This is a genomic window from Polynucleobacter sphagniphilus (assembly GCF_001953355.1).
GTDB lineage: Bacteria > Pseudomonadota > Gammaproteobacteria > Burkholderiales > Burkholderiaceae > Polynucleobacter > Polynucleobacter sphagniphilus.
This window is the reverse complement of the sequence record NZ_MPIY01000004.1, coordinates 1-20,867: the sequence shown is the minus strand read 5'-3', so window position 1 is coordinate 20,867 and position 20,867 is coordinate 1. Positions and strand designations below refer to the sequence as shown.

The window sequence follows — 20,867 nt, the reverse complement described above, 5'->3', positions numbered from 1 at the left end:
GTTAATCTTTCATAAAAAAAATTAAATAGGAGCTATTGATGTCTACAGCAATCAAGGCAGTCCCGATGTCGGCAGAAGAGCGTAAGGTTATTTTTGCTTCATCACTGGGTACCGTTTTTGAGTGGTATGACTTTTTCCTTTATGGTTCACTTGCAGCCATCATTGCGAAACAGTTTTTCTCTGGCCTTGATGCGGGCTCAGCTTTTATTTTTGCTCTCTTAGCATTTGCGGCTGGCTTCATTGTTCGTCCATTTGGCGCCTTGGTCTTTGGTCGCCTTGGAGACATGATTGGTCGTAAATACACTTTCTTAGTAACCATCCTCATTATGGGTGGCTCAACCTTTGTAGTCGGTTGTTTGCCAAGCTATGCATCTATTGGTGTTCTAGCGCCGGTGATCTTGATTGCCTTACGTATGCTTCAGGGTTTGGCTTTAGGTGGTGAATACGGTGGTGCAGCAACCTATGTTGCCGAGCATTCACCAAATGGTAAACGCGGTGCTTATACATCTTGGATCCAGATGACTGCTACTGGGGGCCTATTCCTCTCATTGCTAGTGATCCTGTTTACACGTGAACTCACAGGCGCCGATTTTGATGTTTGGGGCTGGCGGATTCCATTTATCGTTTCCATCGTATTACTTGGCATATCTGTTTGGATTCGTTTATCAATGAGTGAATCTCCTGCTTTCCAAAAAATGAAAGCAGAAGGTAAGTTATCCAAGGCTCCGATTTCAGAATCATTTGGCCAATGGAAAAACTTGAAAGTCGTTTTATTGGCGCTCTTTGGTTTGGTTGCTGGCCAGGCAGTAATTTGGTATACAGGTCAGTTCTATGCCTTGTTCTACCTCACGCAAGTATTGAAAGTGGATGGTAAAACGGCCAACCTATTGATGGCTCTAGCACTAGTTATCGGTACGCCATTCTTCGTGGTCTTTGGCTCACTCTCGGACAGGATTGGTAGAAAGCCTGTGATCATGGGTGGCCTATTACTGGCGGTGATTTTGTATATCCCAAATACGCCGATCTCATTGTTTAATAATTTGACCCACTACGCCAATCCAAAATTGGAAATGGCAATGGCAAATTCGCCTGCGGCAATCACCGCAGATCCGGCTGAATGTTCTTTCCAGTTCAACCCAACCGGCACTACAAAATTCACTAGCTCATGCGATATTGCTAAGCAGGTAATGGCTAATAACTCTGCAAGTTACAGCACTATCCCTGCTTCTGCTGGAGCAGTTACTAAGGTGAAGATCGGCGATCAAGAAATTGAAAGCTATAACGCTAAGGGCCTAGCTCCAGATGAGCTCAAAGCCAAAGATGCTGCGTTTAAGAAGTCGATTCGCGAAGCCTTGGATGCTGCTGGTTATCCTGCTAAGGCAGATCCTGCTCAAATTAACATGGTGATGGTAGTTGTTTTGTTGGCAATCTTGGTTATCTTGGCAACGATGAGCTACGGACCTTTAGCGGCAATATTGGTTGAAATGTTCCCAACCCGTATTCGTTATACCTCCATGTCACTGCCATACCATATCGGTAACGGTTGGTTTGGCGGCCTCTTGCCAACCATCTCGTTTGCTTTGGTTGCTCAGAATGGCAATATTTACTATGGTCTTTGGTATCCAATCATCATTGCGTCGATGACTTTGGTAATCGGAACCTTATTTATCCGCGAAACAAAAAATGTGGATATTTATTCCCGGGACTAAGTAGTCAGTCTTTAATATAGAAAAGGGTCCAATTTTTTGGGCCTTTTTCTTTAGATCGATGCCTCACGCTTAATGCAATCCCAGACTAAATTCATGCGCTCAATTTTTTTATACTCATTGGGCATAATCATCCAAAAGCTCCGTATTACCTCTATCTCTTTGGGGAGAACTAGCTGTAGGCTGCTATCGGGAGCCACCATAAAACTAGGGAGGATTGCTACCCCTAGTCCAGAGCGCGCTGCTTGTAATTGAGATTGAATGCTGGTGCTGCGAAAAGAAATTTGTTTTGGTTTGCAGATTTCATCTAAGTAGCTTAATTCTTTACTAAAGAGCAAATCATCTACATAGCTGATAAATGTCTGCTTATCCAAATCACTACGTGTTGTAATTTCAGGATTGGATTCCAAGTATTCCTTGGAGGCATAAAGCTTTAACTCGTAGTCTCTTAGTTTGGTGACGATGTAAGGCCCTCTTGTGGGTCTTTGCAAGGTGATGGCAATGTCAGCCTCGCGCCGCGATAAGTTCACAATGCGTGGCAATGAAAGTAAGTCGATCGAAATGCGGGTGTACCTCTTACTGAGGCGATGCAAAATTGGCCCGATGACATAGGTCCCAAACCCCTCTGTAGCGCCTACGCGTACCGTGCCAGTAACCTCGGTATTTTCTGCATAATTATTTTTATTGATGCCATGAATCTGGCGCTCTACTTTGTGTGCAATATCTTGCAGCTGTACTCCAGCTTCAGTGAGCTCAAATCCAAGGTTATTGCGAATAAAGAGCTGAACCCCCATTTCTCGTTCTAGTGCTTGAATACGCCGCGAAACTGTGGTGTGGTTTACCCCTAAAGAGCGTGCTGCTACCACTAGCCTTCCATCCTTGGCTAGCGCTAAAAAATACTGTAAATGATCCCAATTCATTGAATTCATTATATTTTTATTGGTAACAAGTGGTTTTCATTGTGTGCATTATTGCAGATTAAAGTTGCAATTTATAGTGTTGTTAATACATTTTTATGCAGCTATGCTTGATCCATTCATACACCAGTGTGTTTTTACTAATCCACTCACTTCAAGCAAGCTAAAGGAAATCCTCATGGCCATAAACCCTCCCAATGTCCCCTTATTTATCGATGGCAAATTGGTTCAATCAAAAACACAGGAATGGCGTGATGTGGTGAACCCCGCAACGCAAGAAGTGTTGGCGCGTGTTCCTTTTGCTACTGCTGATGAATTAAATGCGGCAGTTGCAAGCGCTGCCAAAGCATTTGCTACTTGGAAAAAAACATCTATTGGCGCAAGGGCGCGCATTTTTCTCAAGTACCAACAGTTAATTCGCGAGAATATGAAAGAACTTGCAGCCATTTTGACGGCAGAGCAAGGTAAAACTCTGGCTGATGCTGAAGGTGATGTTTTTCGCGGGTTAGAAGTGGTTGAGCATGCTGCTGCAATTGGAAATTTGCAATTAGGTGATTACGCAAACAATGTAGCGGGCGGTGTAGATACCTATAGTCTCCTACAGCCCATTGGTGTGTGCGCAGGAATTACCCCGTTTAATTTTCCTGCCATGATTCCTTTGTGGATGTTCCCAATGGCTATCGTGACTGGCAATACATTTGTTCTCAAGCCTTCTGAGCAAGATCCGATGGTGACGATGCGTTTAGTTGAGTTGGCGGCAGAGGCTGGTGTCCCAGCAGGCGTATTAAATGTGGTCCATGGTGGTGAATCGGTTGTGAATGGTATTTGCGATCATCCATACATCAAAGCGGTTTCTTTTGTTGGATCTACGCGTGTTGGTACGCACGTGTACAACCGTGCCACCTTGAGTGGCAAGCGGGTTCAATGCATGATGGGTGCAAAAAATCACGCGATCATCATGCCTGATGCTAACAAAGAACAGACTCTCAATAACTTGCTCGGCGCATCTTTTGGTGCGGCTGGTCAGCGCTGTATGGCGATCTCCGTAGCAATTATGGTTGGCGATGCTAAAAATTGGGTAGCCGATTTAGTAGAGAAATCTAAAACCTTAAAAGTGAATGCTGGTGTTGAAGCGGGCACGGATGTTGGGCCATTGGTGTCTCAGGCGGCCTATCAACGAGTCAGTGGCTTGATTGAAAAAGGCATTACTGAAGCCAAGCTCGAATTAGATGGCAGAGCTATTAAGGTGGCTGGCTATGAGAATGGCAACTTTGTAGGCCCAACCATCTTCTCAGATGTCAAACCAGGGATGACTATTTACGAGCAAGAAATTTTTGGCCCCGTGTTGTGTCTCAGTTTTGCAAAGGACATTGATGAGGCGATTGCCATGATTAACAAAAATCCCAATGGCAACGGCACGGCGATCTTTACCCAGTCTGGTGCCGCAGCCCGTAAGTTTCAGGAGGAGATTGATGTTGGTCAGGTTGGCATTAACGTGCCTATTCCAGTACCGGTGCCGATGTTCTCCTTTACTGGCTCCCGTGCGTCTAAACTAGGTGACTTGGGGCCGTATGGCAAGCAAGTAATTGCCTTCTATACTCAAACCAAGACCGTAACCGCACGCTGGTTTGATGATACGACCGCGACTGCTGGTGTAAATACAACCATTAGCTTGAAGTAATGAAAGCCTTTATGACCTACGAAAATCTTATTGTTACCAATCATGGCAAAGTAGCTCTGATTACACTCAATCGCCCAAAGGCCTTGAATGCATTAAGTCCAGATCTCACTAGAGAGCTAGGTGATGCACTAGACGTATTAGAGGCGGATAACGCAACTGCTGCAGTAGTTCTCACGGGGAGTGAAAAAGCGTTTGCTGCGGGTGCCGATATTAAGGCAATGAAAGATTGGTCTTACATGGATGTATACAAGTCTGATTTCATTACGGCAACTTGGGAGCGTATTACCAAATTTCGTAAGCCCACCATTGCAGCCGTTGCTGGTTATGCACTTGGTGGCGGTTGTGAATTAGCCATGATGTGCGATTTCATTATTGCTGCAGATAATGCTAAATTTGGCCAGCCAGAAATCACGATTGGCACCATCCCTGGCGCTGGTGGCACTCAACGCTTGACTCGACTGGTGGGTAAGTCAAAAGCCATGGAAATGGTTTTAACTGGGCGCATGATGGATGCTACTGAGGCTGAGCGAGCTGGCTTAGTGACGCGTATTGTGCCTTTAGATGAACTCATTCCGGATGCCTTAAAAACAGCCCAAAAGATTGCCTCTATGTCTCTGCCAATTACCTTGATGGCTAAAGAGGCAGTCAATAGTGCATATGAAATGACTTTGAACGAAGGCATTCATTTTGAAAGACGTCTGTTCCATTCAACCTTTGCTACTGAAGATCAAAAAGAGGGTATGAATGCTTTTTCTGAAAAGCGACCACCCGTATTTAAAGATCAATAGAAATTAAGGGGCTCATCATGAAATTAGGATTTATTGGTTTAGGTAATATGGGCGCACCTATGGCTCGTAACCTGCTCAAAGCAGGCCACGACTTAACCGTGTTTGATGTAGTTCAGGCTAACGTGGACGCCCTAGTGAAAGCTGGTGAGGGTCACGCACAATCTGCCAGTACGCCAGCAGCTGTTTTGGAGTCAGGGGTTGATGCAGTGATCACTATGTTGCCAGCAGCTCAGCATGTCAAATCAGTCTATCTTGGCGAGCAAGGTATTTTGTCGGCCAATGTAGTCGGTGTCGTTTTAATTGACTCCTCTACCATTGACCCAATGTCGGCTCGCGATGTTGCCAAGGCAGCAGCGCAAAAGGGTGCCTTGATGTTAGATGCTCCCGTGTCCGGGGGAACTGGAGGCGCAGAAGCTGGGACGCTTACTTTTATGGTTGGCGGCGAGGAGGCTTTATATGAGCGCATGAAGTCACTGTTAGCATGCATGGGCAAGAATATTGTTTATTGCGGCGGAGCGGGTAATGGCCAGGTGGCTAAGGTCGCTAACAATATGCTTTTAGGCATCTCTATGATTGGTACTGCCGAGGCAATGTCCTTGGGCGTGTCATTGGGCATGGATCCTAAAGTGTTGGCGGGCATTATTAATACTTCAAGTGGCTGTTGTTGGAGTTCAGATACCTACAATCCATATCCAGGCGTTTTAGAAAATGTTCCAGCCTCCCGCGGATATACCGGTGGCTTTGGCGCAGATTTAATGCTGAAAGATTTAGGTTTGGCAACCGAGGCAGCCAAACTTGCAAAACAACCAGTTCCACTTGGCAGCTTAGCGCAACAGATTTATCAAACCTTTAGCTTGCAGGGTAGCGGTAGTCTGGATTTCTCAGCAGTGATCAAGTTATTCACTAAAAAATAAGATGAGTAACGATATTTTTTTTGAGAAGAGAAGCGGACTTGGTCTGATTACCTTGAATCGTCCAAAGGCATTAAATGCGTTGAATTATCCAATGATTCAATTAATGCACCAAACGCTCAAGGAGTGGGAGAAGGATCCAGAGGTGCTAGCAGTTTTAGTGAGAGGCGAAGGTGAGAAGGCCTTTTGTGCTGGAGGCGACATACGCAGTCTATATGAGAGTATTACCTCAGGACGGGATGAGCACGCTCATTTTTTTCGCGATGAATATGATTTGAACGAATATATATATCGTTATTCAAAGCCCTATATTGCTCTCATGAATGGTTATGTGATGGGTGGTGGTATGGGAATTTCTCAAGGCGCTAGTTTTAGAGTGGCAACCGAGCGTTCAAAAATATCTATGCCTGAAGTAGCAATTGGTTACTTTCCAGATGTTGGTGGCAGTCATTTCTTATCGAAATGCCCCGGAAGTATTGGGCAATACTTGGCTTTGACGGGCGTCACCCTGGGTGCTGAAGACGCTTTGTACGCACACCTGGTCGATTGGATTTTGCCTTCAGAACAATTAGCCAGATTTCAAGAGTGTTTAGAAGCTTTGGATCAGCAAAAATCTACTGCAGATCAAATTAAAGTAATTTTGCTCGATTTAGGTGCGCGTAATAAGCCTCACAATGCGCAATTGATGGAAAGGCAGGAGCTCATTGATGCTACTTTTTCATTAGGAAGCGTAGGGCAAATAATTGCTCGCTTGGATCAGCTTGCGGCAAATGCCCCCGCTTGGATTGGTGAGACAGCTGAGCTTATGAAAAAAAAGATCCCCAATTGCTATGGTCGGCGCCCGTGAAACAGTGAGTCGAGGTAAACATCTCAGTATTTCGCAATGCTTTGCGATGGAACTCGCCTTATCTAGTCGCTGGATTGAGGTCGGCGATTTTGTAGAGGGGATTCGGGCTTTGATTATTGACAAAGATAATTCACCTCAGTGGGCTTACACTTTGGTGGAATTAAATGAACAAAAAATACGTGAATTATTCCCATTACTAAGTCAGTATTGATAATTCCTGAAGGATATAGGTATGGCGTTTCTCGAACTCTCAGAAGAGCAAATTATGGTTCAGGACATGGCAAGAGATTTTGCCAAAAATGAACTCGCCCCACATGGTGAGCGTTGGGATCATGAGGGTTGGATTGATGATGGGGTCATAGCCCAAATGGGTGAATTGGGTTTATTGGGTATGAATGTACCTGAAGAGTGGGGTGGAGCTAATGTCGATTATGTTTCTTATGCTCTTGCGGTAGAAGAGATTTCTGCAGGTGATGGCGCAGTTGGGGCCATTATGAGTATTCATAACTCGGTTGGTTGTGGCCCGATTATGAAATATGGCACAGATGAGCAGAAAGAAACTTGGTTGAGAGAATTGGCAACTGGTCGCGCAATTGGCTGCTTTTGCTTGACTGAGCCTCAAGCTGGATCGGAAGCGAATAATTTAAGAACTAAAGCAGTCTTAAAAGATGGCTCTTGGACTCTCAATGGCTCCAAGCAGTTTGTGAGTAATGGTAAAAGAGCCAAGCTGGCTATTGTTTTTGCTGTGACAGATCCTGAGCTTGGTAAAAAAGGCATTTCCGCCTTCTTGGTTCCAACCGATACTCCCGGTTTTATAGTGAATCGAGTTGAAAAAAAGTTGGGAATCCGTGGTTCTGATACCTGTGCAATTACTTTAGATCAGTGCGTTATTCCAGAGTCCAATTTGCTTGGTCCCCGCGGGAAAGGTTTGGCTATTGCACTTTCCAATCTAGAGGGTGGGCGTATTGGTATTGCTGCCCAAGCGCTTGGAATTGCTAGAGCTGCCTTTGAATCAGCACTTAAATACTCAAAAGAGCGAATTCAGTTTGGCATTCCCTTAATTGATCACCAGAGCATTGCGAATTTCTTGGCGGACATGCAAACTCAGATTAATGCGGCACGTTTATTGATATTGCAGGCTGCAAGCATGCGCGAACGCGGATTACCTTGTTTGTCTGAAGCTTCTCAAGCTAAATTATTTGCTTCTGAAATGGCAGAGTCAGTATGCTCAAAAGCGATTCAAATTTATGGTGGCTATGGCTATCTAGAGGACTATCCTGTTGAGCGTTACTACCGTGATGCACGTATTACCCAGATTTATGAGGGCACTAGTGAGATTCAACGCCTAGTGATCGCCCGTGCGTTGAAAGATCTTGATCTGTAGGCTTTAGTTTGGGGAAACTCGAATTGCATTGAACTTTTCTTCGAGTTCTTTACGCATTTCTTTTCTGAGGATCGCGCTTTTATTACGCCGAATTTCATCAGGCGTCGTTGGGATAAATTTTGGCACTGCAATCGGCTTGCGATTTTCGTCCATGGCTACCATCGTTAAGAAGCAGCTATTCACGTGCCTGACTACTTTGGTCAAAATATTTTCAGCAATTACCTTGATACCTACTTCAATGGAAGAGGTGCCAGTGTGATTGACCGATGCTAAGAAGGTTAATAATTCACCTACGTGGATAGGTTGCTTAAAGGTGACCTGGTCAACGCTGAGTGTGACTACGTGTCGACCGGCGTAGCGACTGGCACAGGCATAGGCCACTTGATCGAGCAACTTCAGAACATCTCCACCATGCACATTGCCAAAAAAATTTGTTTTATCGGGGGTCATTAAGACCGTCATGGTCAGTTGATGTGATGGCAGATTCATGGAAATAGTTTAATCTAAGGAGTCATAAGAGCTAAGATTTGCCAATCACACTCAGGAGTAAACCAATGACAATGCACCAATTTAGAACACTTGCCTCCATTCTGATATTGGCGCTCGGCTGGCTGAGCCTGGATGTTCATGCCGCAGCCATTACGAAAAAATACTCTAATTTCACATACACAGAGGTGGCTGGAATTGAGATTTCGGGTGGCGCTGCCGTCACTGAAACTTTGGACGGCACATTAAAGTACAAAGGAATTTTCTATCCCTTTAAGATTTACGGCCTCAAGTTAAGCGCTTATCCCAAGGAGTATGGCTTGCTGATGAAAGGTCAAACGGCAGATTTATTAGGCTTAGATATCTTTTCTGGCACATACTCTCAGCCTGATGGCGCAATTGTGATTGAGCTCGGTGTCAATGGGGCGGATCTTAAAAATCAATATGGTGTGATTATGCGCATCACCGATCTCATGGTTGATGCGCAGTTAAGTATTGACGCCAATGGCGCTACTGCCAAACTCGATCCAAAAGAGCAATGATTCATTTGCTGTTCGCTAGCACTTTTTGATAGGCGTCTTCCATAGCCTGTGCTAGCAGAATATCTAATTGAGTCAGTGCCTTTGCTGAGTGGGTACTCAGACTTACGCTGACCTTATTCCAAGAGTTTGACCAGTCAGGATGATGATCAATCTCTTTGGCGTATTGTGCGCACAGCGTCATAAACTCAAAAGCGTAGTCAAAGTTTGCGAATATAAATTCGCGGGTGATTTCAGTTCTTGCCGGGTTAAGACTCCACTTGGGGGTTACTTTCTGAAAATCAAAATGTGGGGCTAAAGCCGTTGGTTTGGGGTGTGTAGTCATATATTGGGTTTATGGGCGTTTATCTTTAAGTCGACTGCTTTTGCGCGCTTTCTCGTAAAACCCGCTAGGTTTTGATTGAACCCAGCCGATGAAGCGTTGCATTTCTGGTGCTGATCTGAGTGCATCTGAGTTATTGAGCTCAATCGCCAGTTCTGTTTCAGTAAATAAAGCATGAATTTGTCTATGGCAGATTCTGTGAAGGTATTGGGTGGTTTTACCGCCTTTTGATTTTGGCACTAAATGATGGGCATCCTTTTGCGATGGTGGAATAGGGCGCTCACAGATTGGGCAGATGACTTCCGTTTCCTTTTGCTGGGAAGTTGATTGAATAGTGCATAGCTTTCTGCGAATTTTTCCAATCATGCCGACAGGCCTGTAAATATAGTGACTTTCTGCCAGTTTAGTTAAAAAGTCTTAAACTTGCACAGTGCCAAATCCCTCCTTAAGCATACTCTCCTCAGCTGATTTATCCCGCCTAATTGAAATGGCTTGGGAAGATAGAACCCCCTTTGATGCTATTGAAAGGCTCTATGGACTCAATGAGTCGCGGGTGATCGAGATCATGCGCTCAGAGCTCAAACGCAGTTCTTTTGAATTGTGGCGTAAGCGCGTGACTGGCAGAGTCACAAAACACAAGGCATTGAGAAGTAAGGATGTAGGACGAGCCTACTGCCCCACTCAGTATAAGAATAAATGACTCTATCCAAGAAGTTGGTGCTGATTCTGGGCGATCAGCTCGATATAAATAGTGCTGCCTTAAGGGACTTTGATCAAAAGGTTGATCGAGTCATCATGATTGAGTCAGTGCAGGAGGCTCAATATGTCTGGTCCCATAAGGCAAAAATTGCATTGTTTTTAGCGGCAATGCGCCACTTCGCACATACGCTTGAGAAGTTACATTACCCTCTTACTTATATCAAGGAATCCCCTTTCTCGATTGTTGAGACTCTCAGGCAGCAAATTCTTGAAGATCGAGTTACTCATTTGGTATGTATAACTCCGGGTGAATGGCGTTTAAAGCAGGAGATTGCACTACTCGCTCAAGAGCTCGATTTACGTTTGGAGATGCGCGAAGATGAACACTTTTTTTGCTCACACCAGGAGTTTGAGCTGTGGGCCGCTAATCGAAAAGAATTTAGGCTGGAATATTTTTATCGACAGATGCGCAAGACCCACCGTATCTTGGTTGATGAGGAGGGCAACCCAATTGGGGGTCAGTGGAACTTCGATCAAGATAATCGCAAGCCTTATCCAAAAAAAGGCCCCGGGATAATAGATCCGCCCGCGAGCTTTGAAATTGATTGCATCACAAAAGAGGTTATTGATTATGTTGAAGCGACCTATCAAGATCATCCTGGTTCATTGCTTGCTTTTAACTGGCCTGTAAGCAGAGATCAAGCGCTTGAAGCGCTTGCTTATTTTGTTGATTATCGCTTGCGAAATTTCGGCGTGTATCAAGATGCGATGTGGACTGATACCCCATTTGGTTGGCATTCGATTCTTTCAAGTGCGCTGAATCTGAAGTTACTAAATCCACGAGAAGTCATTGCAAGCGTTTTAGAGGCTTGGAAAAAATACACCTTAGATCTGGCAACGGTGGAAGGTTTTATTCGCCAAATTTTGGGTTGGCGGGAATTCGTGCGTGGTATGTACTACCTAGATATGCCCAAAATGGCGCAAGATAACTATTACGAACACAGTAGGGCCTTACCCAATTGGTATTGGACGGGGGAGACAGGCATGTCCTGTATGAGGGATGCCATTGGTCAAACTCTCCGGTATGGTTATGCTCATCATATTCAGCGCCTGATGGTGACTGGAAACTTTGCCTTATTAGCAGAAATACTGCCAAAGGAAGTATGCGATTGGTATTTGGCAATCTATGTAGATGCGATTGAATGGGTTGAGTTGCCCAATACGGCTGGAATGGCTTTGTTTGCCAATGGTGGCCGCTTTACCAGTAAGCCCTATATTGCTAGCGGTGCGTATATTAAGCGCATGAGTAACTATTGCAACACCTGCAAATATAAGCCTGACATTCGCTTCGGTGAAACTGCTTGCCCAATAACAACGCTGTATTGGAATTTCTTGATCAAGCATCGCGCTCAATTTGAGGCTAGCCCCAGAACAAGATTGATGACGGCCAACCTCAATAAAATTAGCCAGGAGGATCAAGATCAAATTGTCCTGCACGCTCAACAATTACTGCACAATCTCGATCAACTCTAGAAATAAGCAATGACTGTCACCTTTAAAGGAAATAAAAGTACCTTGCCCAGCAAAACCTGCCTGGTATGCAAAAGAGAGATGGTATGGAGAAAATCCTGGGCAAAAAATTGGGAAGAAGTGAAGTACTGCTCAGATGCTTGTAAGAAGCTCAAAAATAAGAATGCCTAAGGGCTAATTTTTTTGAAAATGGGCAGCCGTTATGATGGTTTGATGGTGAATGGCAACTGTGGAATCAATTGACTTGCCATACCCTCCAGCCATTGAAAATGCGATGGGTATTTGAAGATCTTTTGCATACTGAAATACAGCCTCATCTCTTTTTCGCATGCCTGCTTGGGTAATCTTCAGTCTACCTAGTCGATCATTTTCATGTGGATCTGCGCCCGCCAAGTAAATGATGCAATCCGCTTGAAAGCGGGTGCTTAATTGATCCAATCCCATCAGCAATGAATTGAGGTATGTCGCATCGGTGCAGCCATCCGCCAGGCCAATATCTAAATCGCTATTTTCTTTTTGAAAAGGGTAGTTGCTTTCACCGTGAATCGACATAGTAAAAATGCTGGAGTCATTTTCTAAAATAGATGCGGTGCCATTACCTTGATGCACATCTAAATCAATAATAGCAATTTTCAATTTCGAGTGAACTTCTCGTTGCAGACTTCGAGCAGCAATTACCGAATCATTAAAAACACAAAATCCGCTACCCTTGTTGCGATACGCATGGTGTGTTCCACCTGCAAGATTGGCAGCAATGCCTTCCTTGAGAGAAGTTTTGGCCGCCGCAATCGTAGCCCCCGCTGATCTGCGGGATCGTTCGACCATTTGAGTACTCCATGGAAAACCAATCTCTCTTTGTTCTTGGGCGCTAAGACTTCCTTCTAAGACATGGATAAGATACACAGGATCATGAGCATACAAAATTTGAGTATCACTTGCCGCAGGTGCTTCAACTAACTCTACGCCATCTATTGCGCTGACCAAGTCTCTTAATTGAGCATACTTTTCCATCGGAAAGCGATGACCCTCCGGTAGTGGCAGTACGAAATGATCCGCATAAAAAGCTTTCAAACGACTCCCTTTTACTCTGCAGATTTCATTTTGCTTAAATCAGGTTTGGCAATCTCCATCAGGATTTCATTCCTGCGAAACATCGGCAGAGTCCATGGCGGGTTATATCTCGCAAGTTGCGCAGTGCTTCTAATGGTTAATCCTTGATCTTTTGACCAAGCTTGTAGTTCATGAGAACGTTGCTGTACCTTTCCAGCTGTATTAAAACCAGAGTATTGAAGTGCTACAAAATATTGCTCAGGAAGTTCTTTTAACTGAACTGAGCTATCTTTTGGCTTTGGAATATTGGCAAGTGTGTATTGGCTAGGCATCACAAAATGCACGCGCCATTTTTGTGAGCTCACCAAATTTCCCTCTTGAGATTGGGGTTCAATGGCCACTGGTGCTGTCATTGGGATTTTTTCAGCTTGAGGTTCTATAGTCACAGGGGTCGTCATGGCGATTTTCTCAGGATCCGATTGGGTGACCGACTGATTGTTACCAAAAATATAGCTGGCAATCAAGCGAAAGCCTTTGTTAGAAGCTTCATCCATATCGCCATCGACATATACCTGCGCAATGAGCATGGGGGCATATTGTCTAATTTCGATATTTTGACTGCTATAAAGCACTTTGTACTGCGGCTCATCGTAGGCCATCACATGCCCCATAAAAATTAGATTTATAAGAAATGCTAAAAATAAGCTTAGTTTCATGATTTGATTCTAATCTGTCGCCTTTGGAGGGGCTAGGCATCCTTGATGCGACCATTTTTACCCCATTTAGGTGCGTAAAGCGAATATGATGTTTTTAGTCGGCCGAAGACTGAGGTAAATTAAAAAAAGAATATATTGATAGGGGATAGTATGAAATTGCTCAAACTAGTTTTATTTGCATTAATCACTTTTTTTACTCAAGCTATGTACGCACAAAATTTCCCGGACTGGCATCAGATGAATCAGCAAACTCTGGATGATTCATACAATAATTCAAAAGCTGTTCCAGAGAGCAAAGCCATGTTTGATGGTTGGGTTGAGCGCAGTCAGGCATTTAGAGCTGCGCATCCAGAGTATTTAGATATTTCTTATGGCCCATTGGAGCGCGAAAAGATTGATTACTTCTCAGCTGGAAAAAATACTCCAGTTGTGATTTTTATCCATGGTGGTTTTTGGCAAATGCGCTCAAAAAATGATTTTGCATTCATTGCTGATCATTTCTTAAAAGAGGGAATTAGCGTTGCCATGGTGGGTTATCCATTGGCGCCGCAAGCGAATATGGACGAGATTGTTTCATCTTCCAAAAAAGCAGTTGAATTCATCGGCAATCATCTTGCACAGTGGGGCGGAAATCCCAATCAAGTTATTTTGACGGGCTGGTCATCTGGCGGCCATCTCACCATCACTTCAATGGATAGCGTCAAAATGAAAGCTGCTATTCCTATTAGCGGTATTTATGAGCTAGAGCCTTTAATTGGCTCTTATTTAAATACAAACCTCAAAATGGATCAGGCGATTGCGGATAAAAATTCTCCGATGATGCATGTGCCCCCAGGGAAGACGCCCATCTATATTTTTGTAGGCGGAGCGGAGTTGAGTGAAATGCGACGCCAATCCCATAACTTTACTAAGAAGATTGCCAAGACTGCTCACCCTAATTCTTTTGTAGAGATTCCGGGTAAGAACCACTACACCATGCTAGTACAGCTAGAGCAGCCTACTGGGCTGATTCATCAAAAAATTCTGGAAACTTTCAAGCAATAAGTGATTAAAAATACCAGCTTACGGGCTGGTATTTTTGTATTTAAGGTATACATGTTGAAAGAATTGAGCTTGGCTCTGGTTCACCCCATTTGTTTGTTGGGACTTTGGGGTAGGCAGAGCCAAAAATTTGTTGGACTACTTCAAACTTTTCTGGCAGGCCATCTGCGTTGTAATGAATAATCCAAAAATAGTCGTAGTTTGAGTCTGGCCAGGTCTTTGGTACCTTGGGATCTTTTAGGGTATCTAGTTTTAAAAGTTGCCTGAGTGTGACTTCTTGATTGGGAAAAGACTTTTCAAGTTCGGCATTTGCTATGTGGAAATGCTCCCATGACAATACAACCGTCTTTCCATTCCAGTAGGGATTTTCAAAAAGCCCTTTTGCAAGTTCTTGAGTTTGTTGATTCAGTGACTGCGTGAGTGCGCTGGGACTTTTATGGGATGCTTGAACCACATAAGCAATCACCGGCATTTTCCATGTGCCTGCAATAGGGCCAATAAACTCTAGCGTGTGAAGGGTAATTGCAAAGAAAGCGGCAGGTGGTGAAAGAGTAAATAAGGAGCTTTTTGCCCCTTGGCCCAGATAATATTCCGTTAATGCTTTTGAGCGTAATTTTCCGGTGGCACATAAATCAAACTCATTACGCTTTTCACCGTGCCTAAGAATGATGATTTGCGCAGGCGCTGCAAAAAGGGGCATTGTAAATAAAAGTGCTATCACCAATACGAATGCTTTAATTAATGAGCTACTTGCTTTCATTTGGGTTCCTGAAGAGGATAGGTGCCAGATTGACTCTTATCAGGTACTATAAAGTCAAAATGCTGCAATCGCCCTGTTCGCAAAAAAACATGACTAAAACCTCCACCAATAAGTTTCCTGGATTTGATCCCAAGGCCTTTCTATTTTTAGAGGCATTGACCAACAACCAAAACAGGATCTGGTTTGCAGAGCATCGCTCGGAGTATGAGGACTTCGTACGCGAGCCAATGAAGTCCTTTGCTGATGCCTTATCTGCGAGCTTGGCTGCAAAGGAGGTGCCATTGTGGGGTGACCCCAAAAGATCCCTTTATAGAATTAATCGCGACGCTCGATTTTCAAAAGCCAAACATCCATACAACATGCATGCTAGTGGTTTATTTACAAGAACAGGCGATAAACATTCCTCTGGCGTGCTGTACTTTCGTCTTGATCCATTAGGCAGTAGGGTGGCGGCTGGATATATGCAGCCAGAACCACCTGTCTTAAAGAAATTGCGACAAGGAATTTTAGATAACCCTAAGGCCTGGCTATCTCTAGAGAAGTCCTTAAAGCGTAAGGGTTATGAACTCGATTACTCTCATACCTTAGCTCGCATTCCTAGGGGATTTGATGAGGTTCCAGTGGAGCTTGAAAAAGCCCTTAAGCTAAAAGGATGGATTATTCGCAAGCAATTGCCACGCAATATTGTTTGCTCAAACACGCTCATTAAAGAGGTCACTGCATTCGCGGTAGATCTACTCCCCTTACTCAGCTTTGGCTGGCACGCGCTGGCTAAATAATTCCAGACAATAGTCCGGTTCTCCTGGGCCTCCATCTACGAGGAATTGGCTTTCTTTTTTCTTAAATCCCATCAAAATTCAGGGTTCTTTATCAATTTGATATATTAGAGAATTAAATTTCTAGAAGATTTTAGTATTTAATTAGCAATCACTAACTATAATTATTAATTAAAACAATGACTTACAAAATACTATAAAAAATTACCAATTTTTGTAATATTTCAGTAGAATAATTTTTATTAAATTCTAATATTTCTACTAAACATGATTGTTGAGTCTGCTGAACAGCTTGAATCTGGATCTCGTCTCTTAAAAGAGCGTGTCTATGAAGAGCTACGCAATGACATCATTAGCTGTCGCATCGCCCCAGGTGCCGAGGTGCGGGAGGCTGATTTAGCGACTCGCTTTGAAGTGAGTAAGTCTCCAGTGAGGGACGCGCTAATTCGCCTCGAGCGTGAGGGCTTGATCATCACTATGCCAAGACAGGGATATCGGGTGTCCCCAGTCTCCATCTCTGACATGTTGGATATGTTTCATTTACGAGCAGCGCTAGAGCGCGCCAATATTGAGCGCGTGATTCGGTATGCGACTGATGAAGAATTGGCTCAATTGGATGTGTTTAAGGTATTTAACCCAGAGCAATGGAAGGGTGGCTTTGTTGCCTATAACAAAGCATTCCATAGGCGTTTGGCAGAGTTAGGGGGGAATCCCAGAATGCGTGATCAATTGCTAGATTTAATTGACCTAATGGAGAGGGCGGTTCAGATGAGTGTGAGCAATTTTGATCATGGTGAGCCAAAGGGTCTCATTCAAGAACATCTAGACATCATTCATGCCATTCAGGGTCGATTGGTGAAGGCTGCACAAAAGATATCCGAAAAGCATGTACTCGCTGCAGGTAAAAGGGTTGAGCGTGCGATCGATCGAGGAATAGTAATTAGTTAATTTTTTCAAAATAAAAGGTAGGAGACAGTTGTGATGAATAAAAATAAAAATATCCCCATTCGCGGTTTGTTTATTGATGGGAAAGAAGTGCCGGCAACCCGCCCTGATTTGTTGGATGTTCTCAATCCGGCAACCGGGGAAATGTTGGCGCAGATTTCTCATGCGAGTGATGAGGATGTAGATCGAGCAGTGATGAATGCAAAAAGCACTTTTCACAGTAAAGAGTGGAGTCAAATGTCCAATCGGACACGTGCCAAATTAATTAACAAATTGGCTGATGTATTTGAGGCAAATCTTGAAGAGATCTATACTTTGGAGACAGCAAACAACGGCCGCTCTTTGAATGAAACCCGTGCCCAAGTATCACGGTTGCCTGATTTCTTTCGGTATAACGCGGGCCTAGCGATTGCGCGTCGTGACTCAGTCATTCCGGTTGATGGTAATTATTTGAATTACACATTGCGCACACCAATTGGTGTGGTTGGAAATTCTACGCCTTTCAATCATCCATTAATGATTATGGTGAAAAGCTTGGCGCCCTCCTTGGCCTCGGGTTGCACCACCGTTGTTAAGCCATCAGAGTACACGCCCCTAACTACTTTGCGCTTGGCGCAACTTTTCGTAGATGCAGGCCTGCCTCCTGGCGCATTCAATGTGATTACTGGCTTAGGGCCTACCACTGGTAAGGCATTAGCAGAACATCCTGGCTTGGCTAAGTGGGTATTAACTGGTGGTACTGAGGCAGGACGTATTACTGGCGCACTTGCTGGTAGTAATTTTGCACATCAAACACTTGAGTTGGGTGGTAAAACCCCGGTACTGGTATTTGATGATTTTGATGTTGATCAAGCGGTGAACTATGCAGCGTTTGGTGCATTTATTGGTGCCGGTCAAACTTGCATTTGTGGTAGCCGTCAAATTGTTCAAGAGAAGATTTATGACGAATTTGTTGAAAAATTAGCTGCAAAGGCAAAAGCAATCCGAATTGGTAATCCGATCGATCCAACGGTTCAGTTAGGGCCAGTTGTTTCTGCCAAGCAACAGCAACGTGTTCTGAGTTATATCAACATTGGTTTGAATGAAGATAAGGCACGTTTAGTTGCTGGAGGTAAGATTCCATCAGACCCAAGCTTAAAGGATGGGTTCTTTGTAGAGCCAACTGTTTTTGCTGATGTGACCCGCAATATGCGTATTTTTCAGGAGGAAGTTTTCGGTCCTTTTGTTTCAGTCACTAAATTTACAACCGAAGAAGAGGGCTTGGAGCTAGCTAACGACTCCCCATTTGGTTTAGCTGGTGCTATTCGTACTAAAGATGTCACCCGCGCACATCGTTTAGCAGCGCAATTGAAGTGTGGCATCGTTTGGATCAATGATCACCACCGCTTAGATCCGGCATCACCATGGGGCGGAATTAAAGACTCCGGCATCGGACGTGAGTGCGGAACCGAGTCATTTGATCAGCACTTTGAAACTAAGAGCGTGATGTTGCGCCTGGATGACGCTCCATTTGATTGGTACCAAAATACCTCAGCTCAACCCCGCTTGAATTAATGGGGTCAACTATGAACGAATTAAAAATCATCGAGGTCAATGGAAAGAGGCTGAGTGCTCACATTGTAGGTGAGGGCGCTCCGATTATTCTTTTTCATTCATTATTGGCTGATGGAAGCAGTTTTGATCCTATTGTCCAGGAGCTCTCTAAGACCCATCAAACAATTATTTTAAATTTACCTGGCTTTGGTGAGTCTGAATATATTGGTGGAAATCTGAATGGCATAGCTGACCATATCGCCAGGGGGATCGAGTTACTTCATTTAACCCAAAAACCTATTTTTCTTGGCAACGGCTATGGAGGGTTTATTGCTTTAATTACCGGCATTCGTCATCCAGAGCTACCCGCCCGGTTGATCTTAGCGGATTGTGGGGCGGCATTCTCTGAGCCTGGAAGGGCAGCTTTCAAGATGATGTCTGCAACCTCAAAAGAGAAGGGCTTGTCGGCTATCGCTGATGTTGCCATGAGAAGGTTATTTGCCCCTGAGTTCCAGGAGAAAAATCCAGAACTTATTGCTGAAAGAAAAAAATGTTTTTTGGCGGTCGATCCAGAAACATTTCACGGTGCATGTGAAGCGCTTTCTACTCTGGATATTCGTTCTGAATTATCCAAGGTATCTGTACCTGTTTTGGTGTTGGTTGGCGAGCATGATGAGGCTACACCACCACCAATGTCGTACGAATTAAATGCGGGCTTGCCTCATTCAGAGTTAGTTGTACTTACTGGTTGCGCCCACGTACCGCAGTTGCAGTCCCCGTCACAGTTTTTGGCGGCAATTCAAGATTTCATTAGGTAATTTCATTGCAGCAATAAAAATAAAAAATTGGAGACAAAATGAGAGTTGATAGCGGAGCAAGGTTGGATCGATTGCCATTATCGGCATTTCACAGCCGCATCATGTGGCTAATTGGTATTGGAATGTTTTTTGATGGTTTTGATATTTACATAGCATCGACTGTGTTGGGAGCAACTGTTAGTAGTGGCTTTTCAACAATTGCCGAGAATGCATTATTTGTTTCGATGACATTTTTAGGCATGATGATCGGTTCGTTTGGAACTGGTTTCTTAGGCGATCGTTTTGGTCGTCGTTTTACATACCAGGCTAATTTGGCTTTATTTGGCGTTGCCTCATTGGCTGCAGCGATGGCTCCTAGCATGACAATCTTGATTATTTGCCGCTTCTTTATGGGCGTTGGATTGGGTGCTGAAAACGTTGTGGGCTATTCGACCCTTGCTGAATTCGCCCCACCAAAATATCGCGGCAAACTACAAGGCCTTATGGCTACTTTTGTTGTGACTGGATTACCAGCTAGCGCTTTATTGGGTGTGTTTCTAGTGCCCAATTTTGGCTGGAGAATCATGTTTGTGATTGGCGGTATTGGCGCCTTGATTGTGTGGATGATTCGCAAGTCTTTGCCCGAATCACCTCGTTGGCTTGAGTCAGTGGGGCGCGATGCTGAGGCAGAGGCTTTAATGAGCAAAATTGAAGCTGAAGTCAGTGCTGAAAAGGGCGTCTTACCACCGGTGACTTATGGACAAGCTCCGTCAGTGCCGCGCAATGTGGGCTACCTGCTTTCACCACGCATGTTGCCGCGCATGATTGTTGGATCCATCACATTAATTGTGATTAATACTTTGCTGTATGGCTTTGTTACTTGGCTGCCAACCTTTTTTGTAAAAGAAGGTATGACGATCGTGAAGTCATTTAACTTTGCATTTGTGATGTCAATTGGAGCGCCTGTTGGAGCAGCCTTGGGTGCCTTCCTGGCCGATAAGGTTGGTCGCAAGACTCTGATTATTGGTGCCTCAGCCATTGCAGCTATTTTTGGTGCAATTTATCCCTTTGTACGTGACCCAAATTTACTGCCAGTATTTGGTTTGCTCTTGGTCATCCCTATTTATGTATTAGTTGCTGGTTTATTTGGTATGTATGTTCCGGAGCTATTTCCGACAGAAGTGCGCTTACGTGCCTCTGGAATTTGCAACACCTTTGGTCGTGGGGCAACCATCGGAACGCCATTCTTGGTCGTTTTCTTATTTAATTCCTACGGCGTGACTGGTGTACTTGCACTTATGATCGCCTTGCTCATTGTGCAAATTATTGCAGTAGCAACGATCGGAATTGAGTCAAGCAATCAAGGGTTAGAGCAGTTATCCACCCAATAATCAACGTTAGTCATTCTTAAAAAAATACCAACCATGAGGTTGGTATTT

At 44.2% G+C, this 20,867-nt stretch carries 24 protein-coding genes; 17 read left to right on the top strand and 7 right to left on the bottom strand.

Annotated elements, in window-relative coordinates; translation table 11 throughout:
• Positions 1-38 precede the first annotated feature (38 nt).
• The gene (locus BOQ04_RS06080; RefSeq protein ID WP_076023887.1) at positions 39-1,709 is read left to right on the top strand and encodes an MFS transporter; all 1,671 of its coding nucleotides are present in this window, start codon (positions 39-41) and stop codon (positions 1,707-1,709) included.
• A gap of 50 nt (positions 1,710-1,759) precedes the next feature.
• Here the strand turns inward: BOQ04_RS06080 and BOQ04_RS06075 are convergent, their stop codons facing one another.
• Positions 1,760-2,626, bottom strand: a complete 867-nt coding sequence (locus BOQ04_RS06075) for a LysR family transcriptional regulator (protein WP_076023931.1) — start codon at positions 2,624-2,626, stop codon at positions 1,760-1,762.
• Between the two features lie 175 nt (positions 2,627-2,801).
• On the opposite strand from BOQ04_RS06075, the gene BOQ04_RS06070 reads away from it, so the two are divergent.
• Genes BOQ04_RS06070 through BOQ04_RS06050 form a run of 6 tightly spaced genes read left to right on the top strand, consistent with a single transcriptional unit; the run spans position 2,802 to position 8,234 of the window.
• A complete protein-coding gene (locus BOQ04_RS06070) occupies positions 2,802-4,304 on the top strand; it encodes a CoA-acylating methylmalonate-semialdehyde dehydrogenase (RefSeq protein ID WP_076023886.1) in 1,503 nt (500 codons plus the stop codon).
• 11 nt (positions 4,305-4,315) lie between these two features.
• Positions 4,316-5,092: an enoyl-CoA hydratase gene (locus BOQ04_RS06065; protein WP_076023930.1), complete on the top strand. Its 777-nt coding sequence runs from the start codon at positions 4,316-4,318 to the stop codon at positions 5,090-5,092.
• 17 nt (positions 5,093-5,109) lie between these two features.
• Positions 5,110-6,006, top strand: coding sequence for a 3-hydroxyisobutyrate dehydrogenase (mmsB, locus tag BOQ04_RS06060; RefSeq protein WP_076023885.1), 897 nt, complete (start codon positions 5,110-5,112; stop codon positions 6,004-6,006).
• A gap of 1 nt (position 6,007) precedes the next feature.
• Positions 6,008-6,850: an enoyl-CoA hydratase/isomerase family protein gene (locus tag BOQ04_RS06055; protein WP_083657537.1), complete on the top strand. Its 843-nt coding sequence runs from the start codon at positions 6,008-6,010 to the stop codon at positions 6,848-6,850.
• Entirely contained in the window at positions 6,834-7,061 is a 228-nt protein-coding gene (locus BOQ04_RS10620) for an enoyl-CoA hydratase/isomerase family protein (protein WP_083657536.1), read from the top strand. The genes BOQ04_RS06055 and BOQ04_RS10620 overlap by 17 nt, the downstream gene beginning before the upstream one ends.
• A gap of 21 nt (positions 7,062-7,082) precedes the next feature.
• Positions 7,083-8,234 carry an acyl-CoA dehydrogenase family protein gene (locus BOQ04_RS06050; RefSeq protein ID WP_076023884.1) on the top strand — a complete coding sequence of 384 codons (1,152 nt, stop codon included), beginning with the start codon at positions 7,083-7,085 and terminating at the stop codon, positions 8,232-8,234.
• A 3-nt stretch (positions 8,235-8,237) separates the two neighbouring features.
• Here the strand turns inward: BOQ04_RS06050 and BOQ04_RS06045 are convergent, their stop codons facing one another.
• Positions 8,238-8,723, bottom strand: coding sequence for an acyl-CoA thioesterase (locus tag BOQ04_RS06045; RefSeq protein WP_076023883.1), 486 nt, complete (start codon positions 8,721-8,723; stop codon positions 8,238-8,240).
• Between the two features lie 65 nt (positions 8,724-8,788).
• Here BOQ04_RS06045 and BOQ04_RS06040 point away from each other — a divergent pair, with 65 nt between their 5' ends.
• Positions 8,789-9,262, top strand: coding sequence for a hypothetical protein (locus BOQ04_RS06040; RefSeq protein WP_076023882.1), 474 nt, complete (start codon positions 8,789-8,791; stop codon positions 9,260-9,262).
• 1 nt (position 9,263) lies between these two features.
• Here BOQ04_RS06040 and BOQ04_RS06035 read toward each other — a convergent pair whose 3' ends face one another.
• Together BOQ04_RS06035 and BOQ04_RS06030 are read right to left on the bottom strand one after the other, a co-directional pair.
• A complete protein-coding gene (locus tag BOQ04_RS06035) occupies positions 9,264-9,584 on the bottom strand; it encodes a 4a-hydroxytetrahydrobiopterin dehydratase (RefSeq protein ID WP_076023881.1) in 321 nt (106 codons plus the stop codon).
• Positions 9,585-9,593: 9 nt separating this feature from the next.
• Positions 9,594-9,947: an HNH endonuclease gene (locus BOQ04_RS06030; RefSeq protein WP_076023880.1), complete on the bottom strand. Its 354-nt coding sequence runs from the start codon at positions 9,945-9,947 to the stop codon at positions 9,594-9,596.
• Positions 9,948-10,011: 64 nt separating this feature from the next.
• On the opposite strand from BOQ04_RS06030, the gene BOQ04_RS06025 reads away from it, so the two are divergent.
• From BOQ04_RS06025 to BOQ04_RS06015, 3 genes are read left to right on the top strand one after another with little or no spacing between them, the layout of a single operon-like run.
• On the top strand, positions 10,012-10,281 hold the full coding sequence (locus tag BOQ04_RS06025) for a TIGR03643 family protein (RefSeq protein WP_233126687.1): 270 nt from the start codon (positions 10,012-10,014) through the stop codon (positions 10,279-10,281).
• Positions 10,278-11,813 carry a cryptochrome/photolyase family protein gene (locus tag BOQ04_RS06020; RefSeq protein WP_076023878.1) on the top strand — a complete coding sequence of 512 codons (1,536 nt, stop codon included), beginning with the start codon at positions 10,278-10,280 and terminating at the stop codon, positions 11,811-11,813. Before BOQ04_RS06025 ends, BOQ04_RS06020 begins: the two co-directional genes overlap by 4 nt.
• A gap of 9 nt (positions 11,814-11,822) precedes the next feature.
• Positions 11,823-11,981 carry a DUF2256 domain-containing protein gene (locus BOQ04_RS06015; protein WP_076023877.1) on the top strand — a complete coding sequence of 53 codons (159 nt, stop codon included), beginning with the start codon at positions 11,823-11,825 and terminating at the stop codon, positions 11,979-11,981.
• A gap of 3 nt (positions 11,982-11,984) precedes the next feature.
• On the opposite strand, the gene BOQ04_RS06010 is transcribed toward BOQ04_RS06015, so the two are convergent.
• Positions 11,985-12,881, bottom strand: coding sequence for a histone deacetylase family protein (locus tag BOQ04_RS06010; protein WP_076023876.1), 897 nt, complete (start codon positions 12,879-12,881; stop codon positions 11,985-11,987).
• 11 nt (positions 12,882-12,892) lie between these two features.
• Positions 12,893-13,576, bottom strand: a complete 684-nt coding sequence (locus BOQ04_RS06005; RefSeq protein ID WP_076023875.1) for an SOUL family heme-binding protein — start codon at positions 13,574-13,576, stop codon at positions 12,893-12,895.
• Positions 13,577-13,726: 150 nt separating this feature from the next.
• On the opposite strand from BOQ04_RS06005, the gene BOQ04_RS06000 reads away from it, so the two are divergent.
• The gene (locus BOQ04_RS06000) at positions 13,727-14,620 is read left to right on the top strand and encodes an alpha/beta hydrolase (protein ID WP_083657535.1); all 894 of its coding nucleotides are present in this window, start codon (positions 13,727-13,729) and stop codon (positions 14,618-14,620) included.
• Positions 14,621-14,660: 40 nt separating this feature from the next.
• Here the strand turns inward: BOQ04_RS06000 and BOQ04_RS05995 are convergent, their stop codons facing one another.
• A complete protein-coding gene (locus tag BOQ04_RS05995; RefSeq protein WP_076023874.1) occupies positions 14,661-15,377 on the bottom strand; it encodes a hypothetical protein in 717 nt (238 codons plus the stop codon).
• An 89-nt stretch (positions 15,378-15,466) separates the two neighbouring features.
• On the opposite strand from BOQ04_RS05995, the gene BOQ04_RS05990 reads away from it, so the two are divergent.
• From BOQ04_RS05990 to BOQ04_RS05970, 5 genes are all read left to right on the top strand, one after another.
• Complete coding sequence (locus tag BOQ04_RS05990) at positions 15,467-16,156, top strand: DUF2461 domain-containing protein (protein ID WP_076023873.1); 690 nt, start codon at positions 15,467-15,469, stop codon at positions 16,154-16,156.
• Between the two features lie 264 nt (positions 16,157-16,420).
• A complete protein-coding gene (locus BOQ04_RS05985) occupies positions 16,421-17,101 on the top strand; it encodes a GntR family transcriptional regulator (RefSeq protein WP_076023872.1) in 681 nt (226 codons plus the stop codon).
• Positions 17,102-17,134: 33 nt separating this feature from the next.
• Positions 17,135-18,652 (top strand): aldehyde dehydrogenase, encoded by a 1,518-nt coding sequence (locus tag BOQ04_RS05980; RefSeq protein WP_076023871.1) that lies wholly within the window; start codon positions 17,135-17,137, stop codon positions 18,650-18,652.
• Between the two features lie 11 nt (positions 18,653-18,663).
• Positions 18,664-19,449, top strand: a complete 786-nt coding sequence (locus BOQ04_RS05975) for an alpha/beta fold hydrolase (RefSeq protein ID WP_076023870.1) — start codon at positions 18,664-18,666, stop codon at positions 19,447-19,449.
• Between the two features lie 38 nt (positions 19,450-19,487).
• Positions 19,488-20,819 (top strand): MFS transporter, encoded by a 1,332-nt coding sequence (locus BOQ04_RS05970; protein WP_076023869.1) that lies wholly within the window; start codon positions 19,488-19,490, stop codon positions 20,817-20,819.
• The last annotated feature ends 48 nt before the right edge of the window (positions 20,820-20,867 follow it).

What these genes read in the sequence shown, in the direction of transcription:
- BOQ04_RS06000 (WP_083657535.1), top strand. Translation starts at nt 13,727, where the DNA reads ATGAAATTGCTCAAACTAGTTTTATTTGCATTAATCACTTTTTTTACT.
- BOQ04_RS06015 (WP_076023877.1), top strand. Translation starts at nt 11,823, where the DNA reads ATGACTGTCACCTTTAAAGGAAATAAAAGTACCTTGCCCAGCAAAACC.
- BOQ04_RS06020 (WP_076023878.1), top strand. Translation starts at nt 10,278, where the DNA reads ATGACTCTATCCAAGAAGTTGGTGCTGATTCTGGGCGATCAGCTCGAT.
- mmsB (WP_076023885.1), top strand. Translation starts at nt 5,110, where the DNA reads ATGAAATTAGGATTTATTGGTTTAGGTAATATGGGCGCACCTATGGCT.
- BOQ04_RS06005 (WP_076023875.1), bottom strand. Translation starts at nt 13,576, where the DNA reads ATGAAACTAAGCTTATTTTTAGCATTTCTTATAAATCTAATTTTTATG.
- BOQ04_RS06065 (WP_076023930.1), top strand. Translation starts at nt 4,316, where the DNA reads ATGACCTACGAAAATCTTATTGTTACCAATCATGGCAAAGTAGCTCTG.
- BOQ04_RS06080 (WP_076023887.1), top strand. Translation starts at nt 39, where the DNA reads ATGTCTACAGCAATCAAGGCAGTCCCGATGTCGGCAGAAGAGCGTAAG.
- BOQ04_RS10620 (WP_083657536.1), top strand. Translation starts at nt 6,834, where the DNA reads ATGGTCGGCGCCCGTGAAACAGTGAGTCGAGGTAAACATCTCAGTATT.
- BOQ04_RS05970 (WP_076023869.1), top strand. Translation starts at nt 19,488, where the DNA reads ATGAGAGTTGATAGCGGAGCAAGGTTGGATCGATTGCCATTATCGGCA.
- BOQ04_RS05975 (WP_076023870.1), top strand. Translation starts at nt 18,664, where the DNA reads ATGAACGAATTAAAAATCATCGAGGTCAATGGAAAGAGGCTGAGTGCT.
- BOQ04_RS06070 (WP_076023886.1), top strand. Translation starts at nt 2,802, where the DNA reads ATGGCCATAAACCCTCCCAATGTCCCCTTATTTATCGATGGCAAATTG.
- BOQ04_RS05995 (WP_076023874.1), bottom strand. Translation starts at nt 15,377, where the DNA reads ATGAAAGCAAGTAGCTCATTAATTAAAGCATTCGTATTGGTGATAGCA.
- BOQ04_RS06050 (WP_076023884.1), top strand. Translation starts at nt 7,083, where the DNA reads ATGGCGTTTCTCGAACTCTCAGAAGAGCAAATTATGGTTCAGGACATG.
- BOQ04_RS06045 (WP_076023883.1), bottom strand. Translation starts at nt 8,723, where the DNA reads ATGAATCTGCCATCACATCAACTGACCATGACGGTCTTAATGACCCCC.
- BOQ04_RS06040 (WP_076023882.1), top strand. Translation starts at nt 8,789, where the DNA reads ATGACAATGCACCAATTTAGAACACTTGCCTCCATTCTGATATTGGCG.
- BOQ04_RS06075 (WP_076023931.1), bottom strand. Translation starts at nt 2,626, where the DNA reads ATGAATTGGGATCATTTACAGTATTTTTTAGCGCTAGCCAAGGATGGA.
- BOQ04_RS05980 (WP_076023871.1), top strand. Translation starts at nt 17,135, where the DNA reads ATGAATAAAAATAAAAATATCCCCATTCGCGGTTTGTTTATTGATGGG.
- BOQ04_RS05985 (WP_076023872.1), top strand. Translation starts at nt 16,421, where the DNA reads ATGATTGTTGAGTCTGCTGAACAGCTTGAATCTGGATCTCGTCTCTTA.
- BOQ04_RS06055 (WP_083657537.1), top strand. Translation starts at nt 6,008, where the DNA reads ATGAGTAACGATATTTTTTTTGAGAAGAGAAGCGGACTTGGTCTGATT.
- BOQ04_RS05990 (WP_076023873.1), top strand. Translation starts at nt 15,467, where the DNA reads ATGACTAAAACCTCCACCAATAAGTTTCCTGGATTTGATCCCAAGGCC.
- BOQ04_RS06035 (WP_076023881.1), bottom strand. Translation starts at nt 9,584, where the DNA reads ATGACTACACACCCCAAACCAACGGCTTTAGCCCCACATTTTGATTTT.
- BOQ04_RS06030 (WP_076023880.1), bottom strand. Translation starts at nt 9,947, where the DNA reads ATGATTGGAAAAATTCGCAGAAAGCTATGCACTATTCAATCAACTTCC.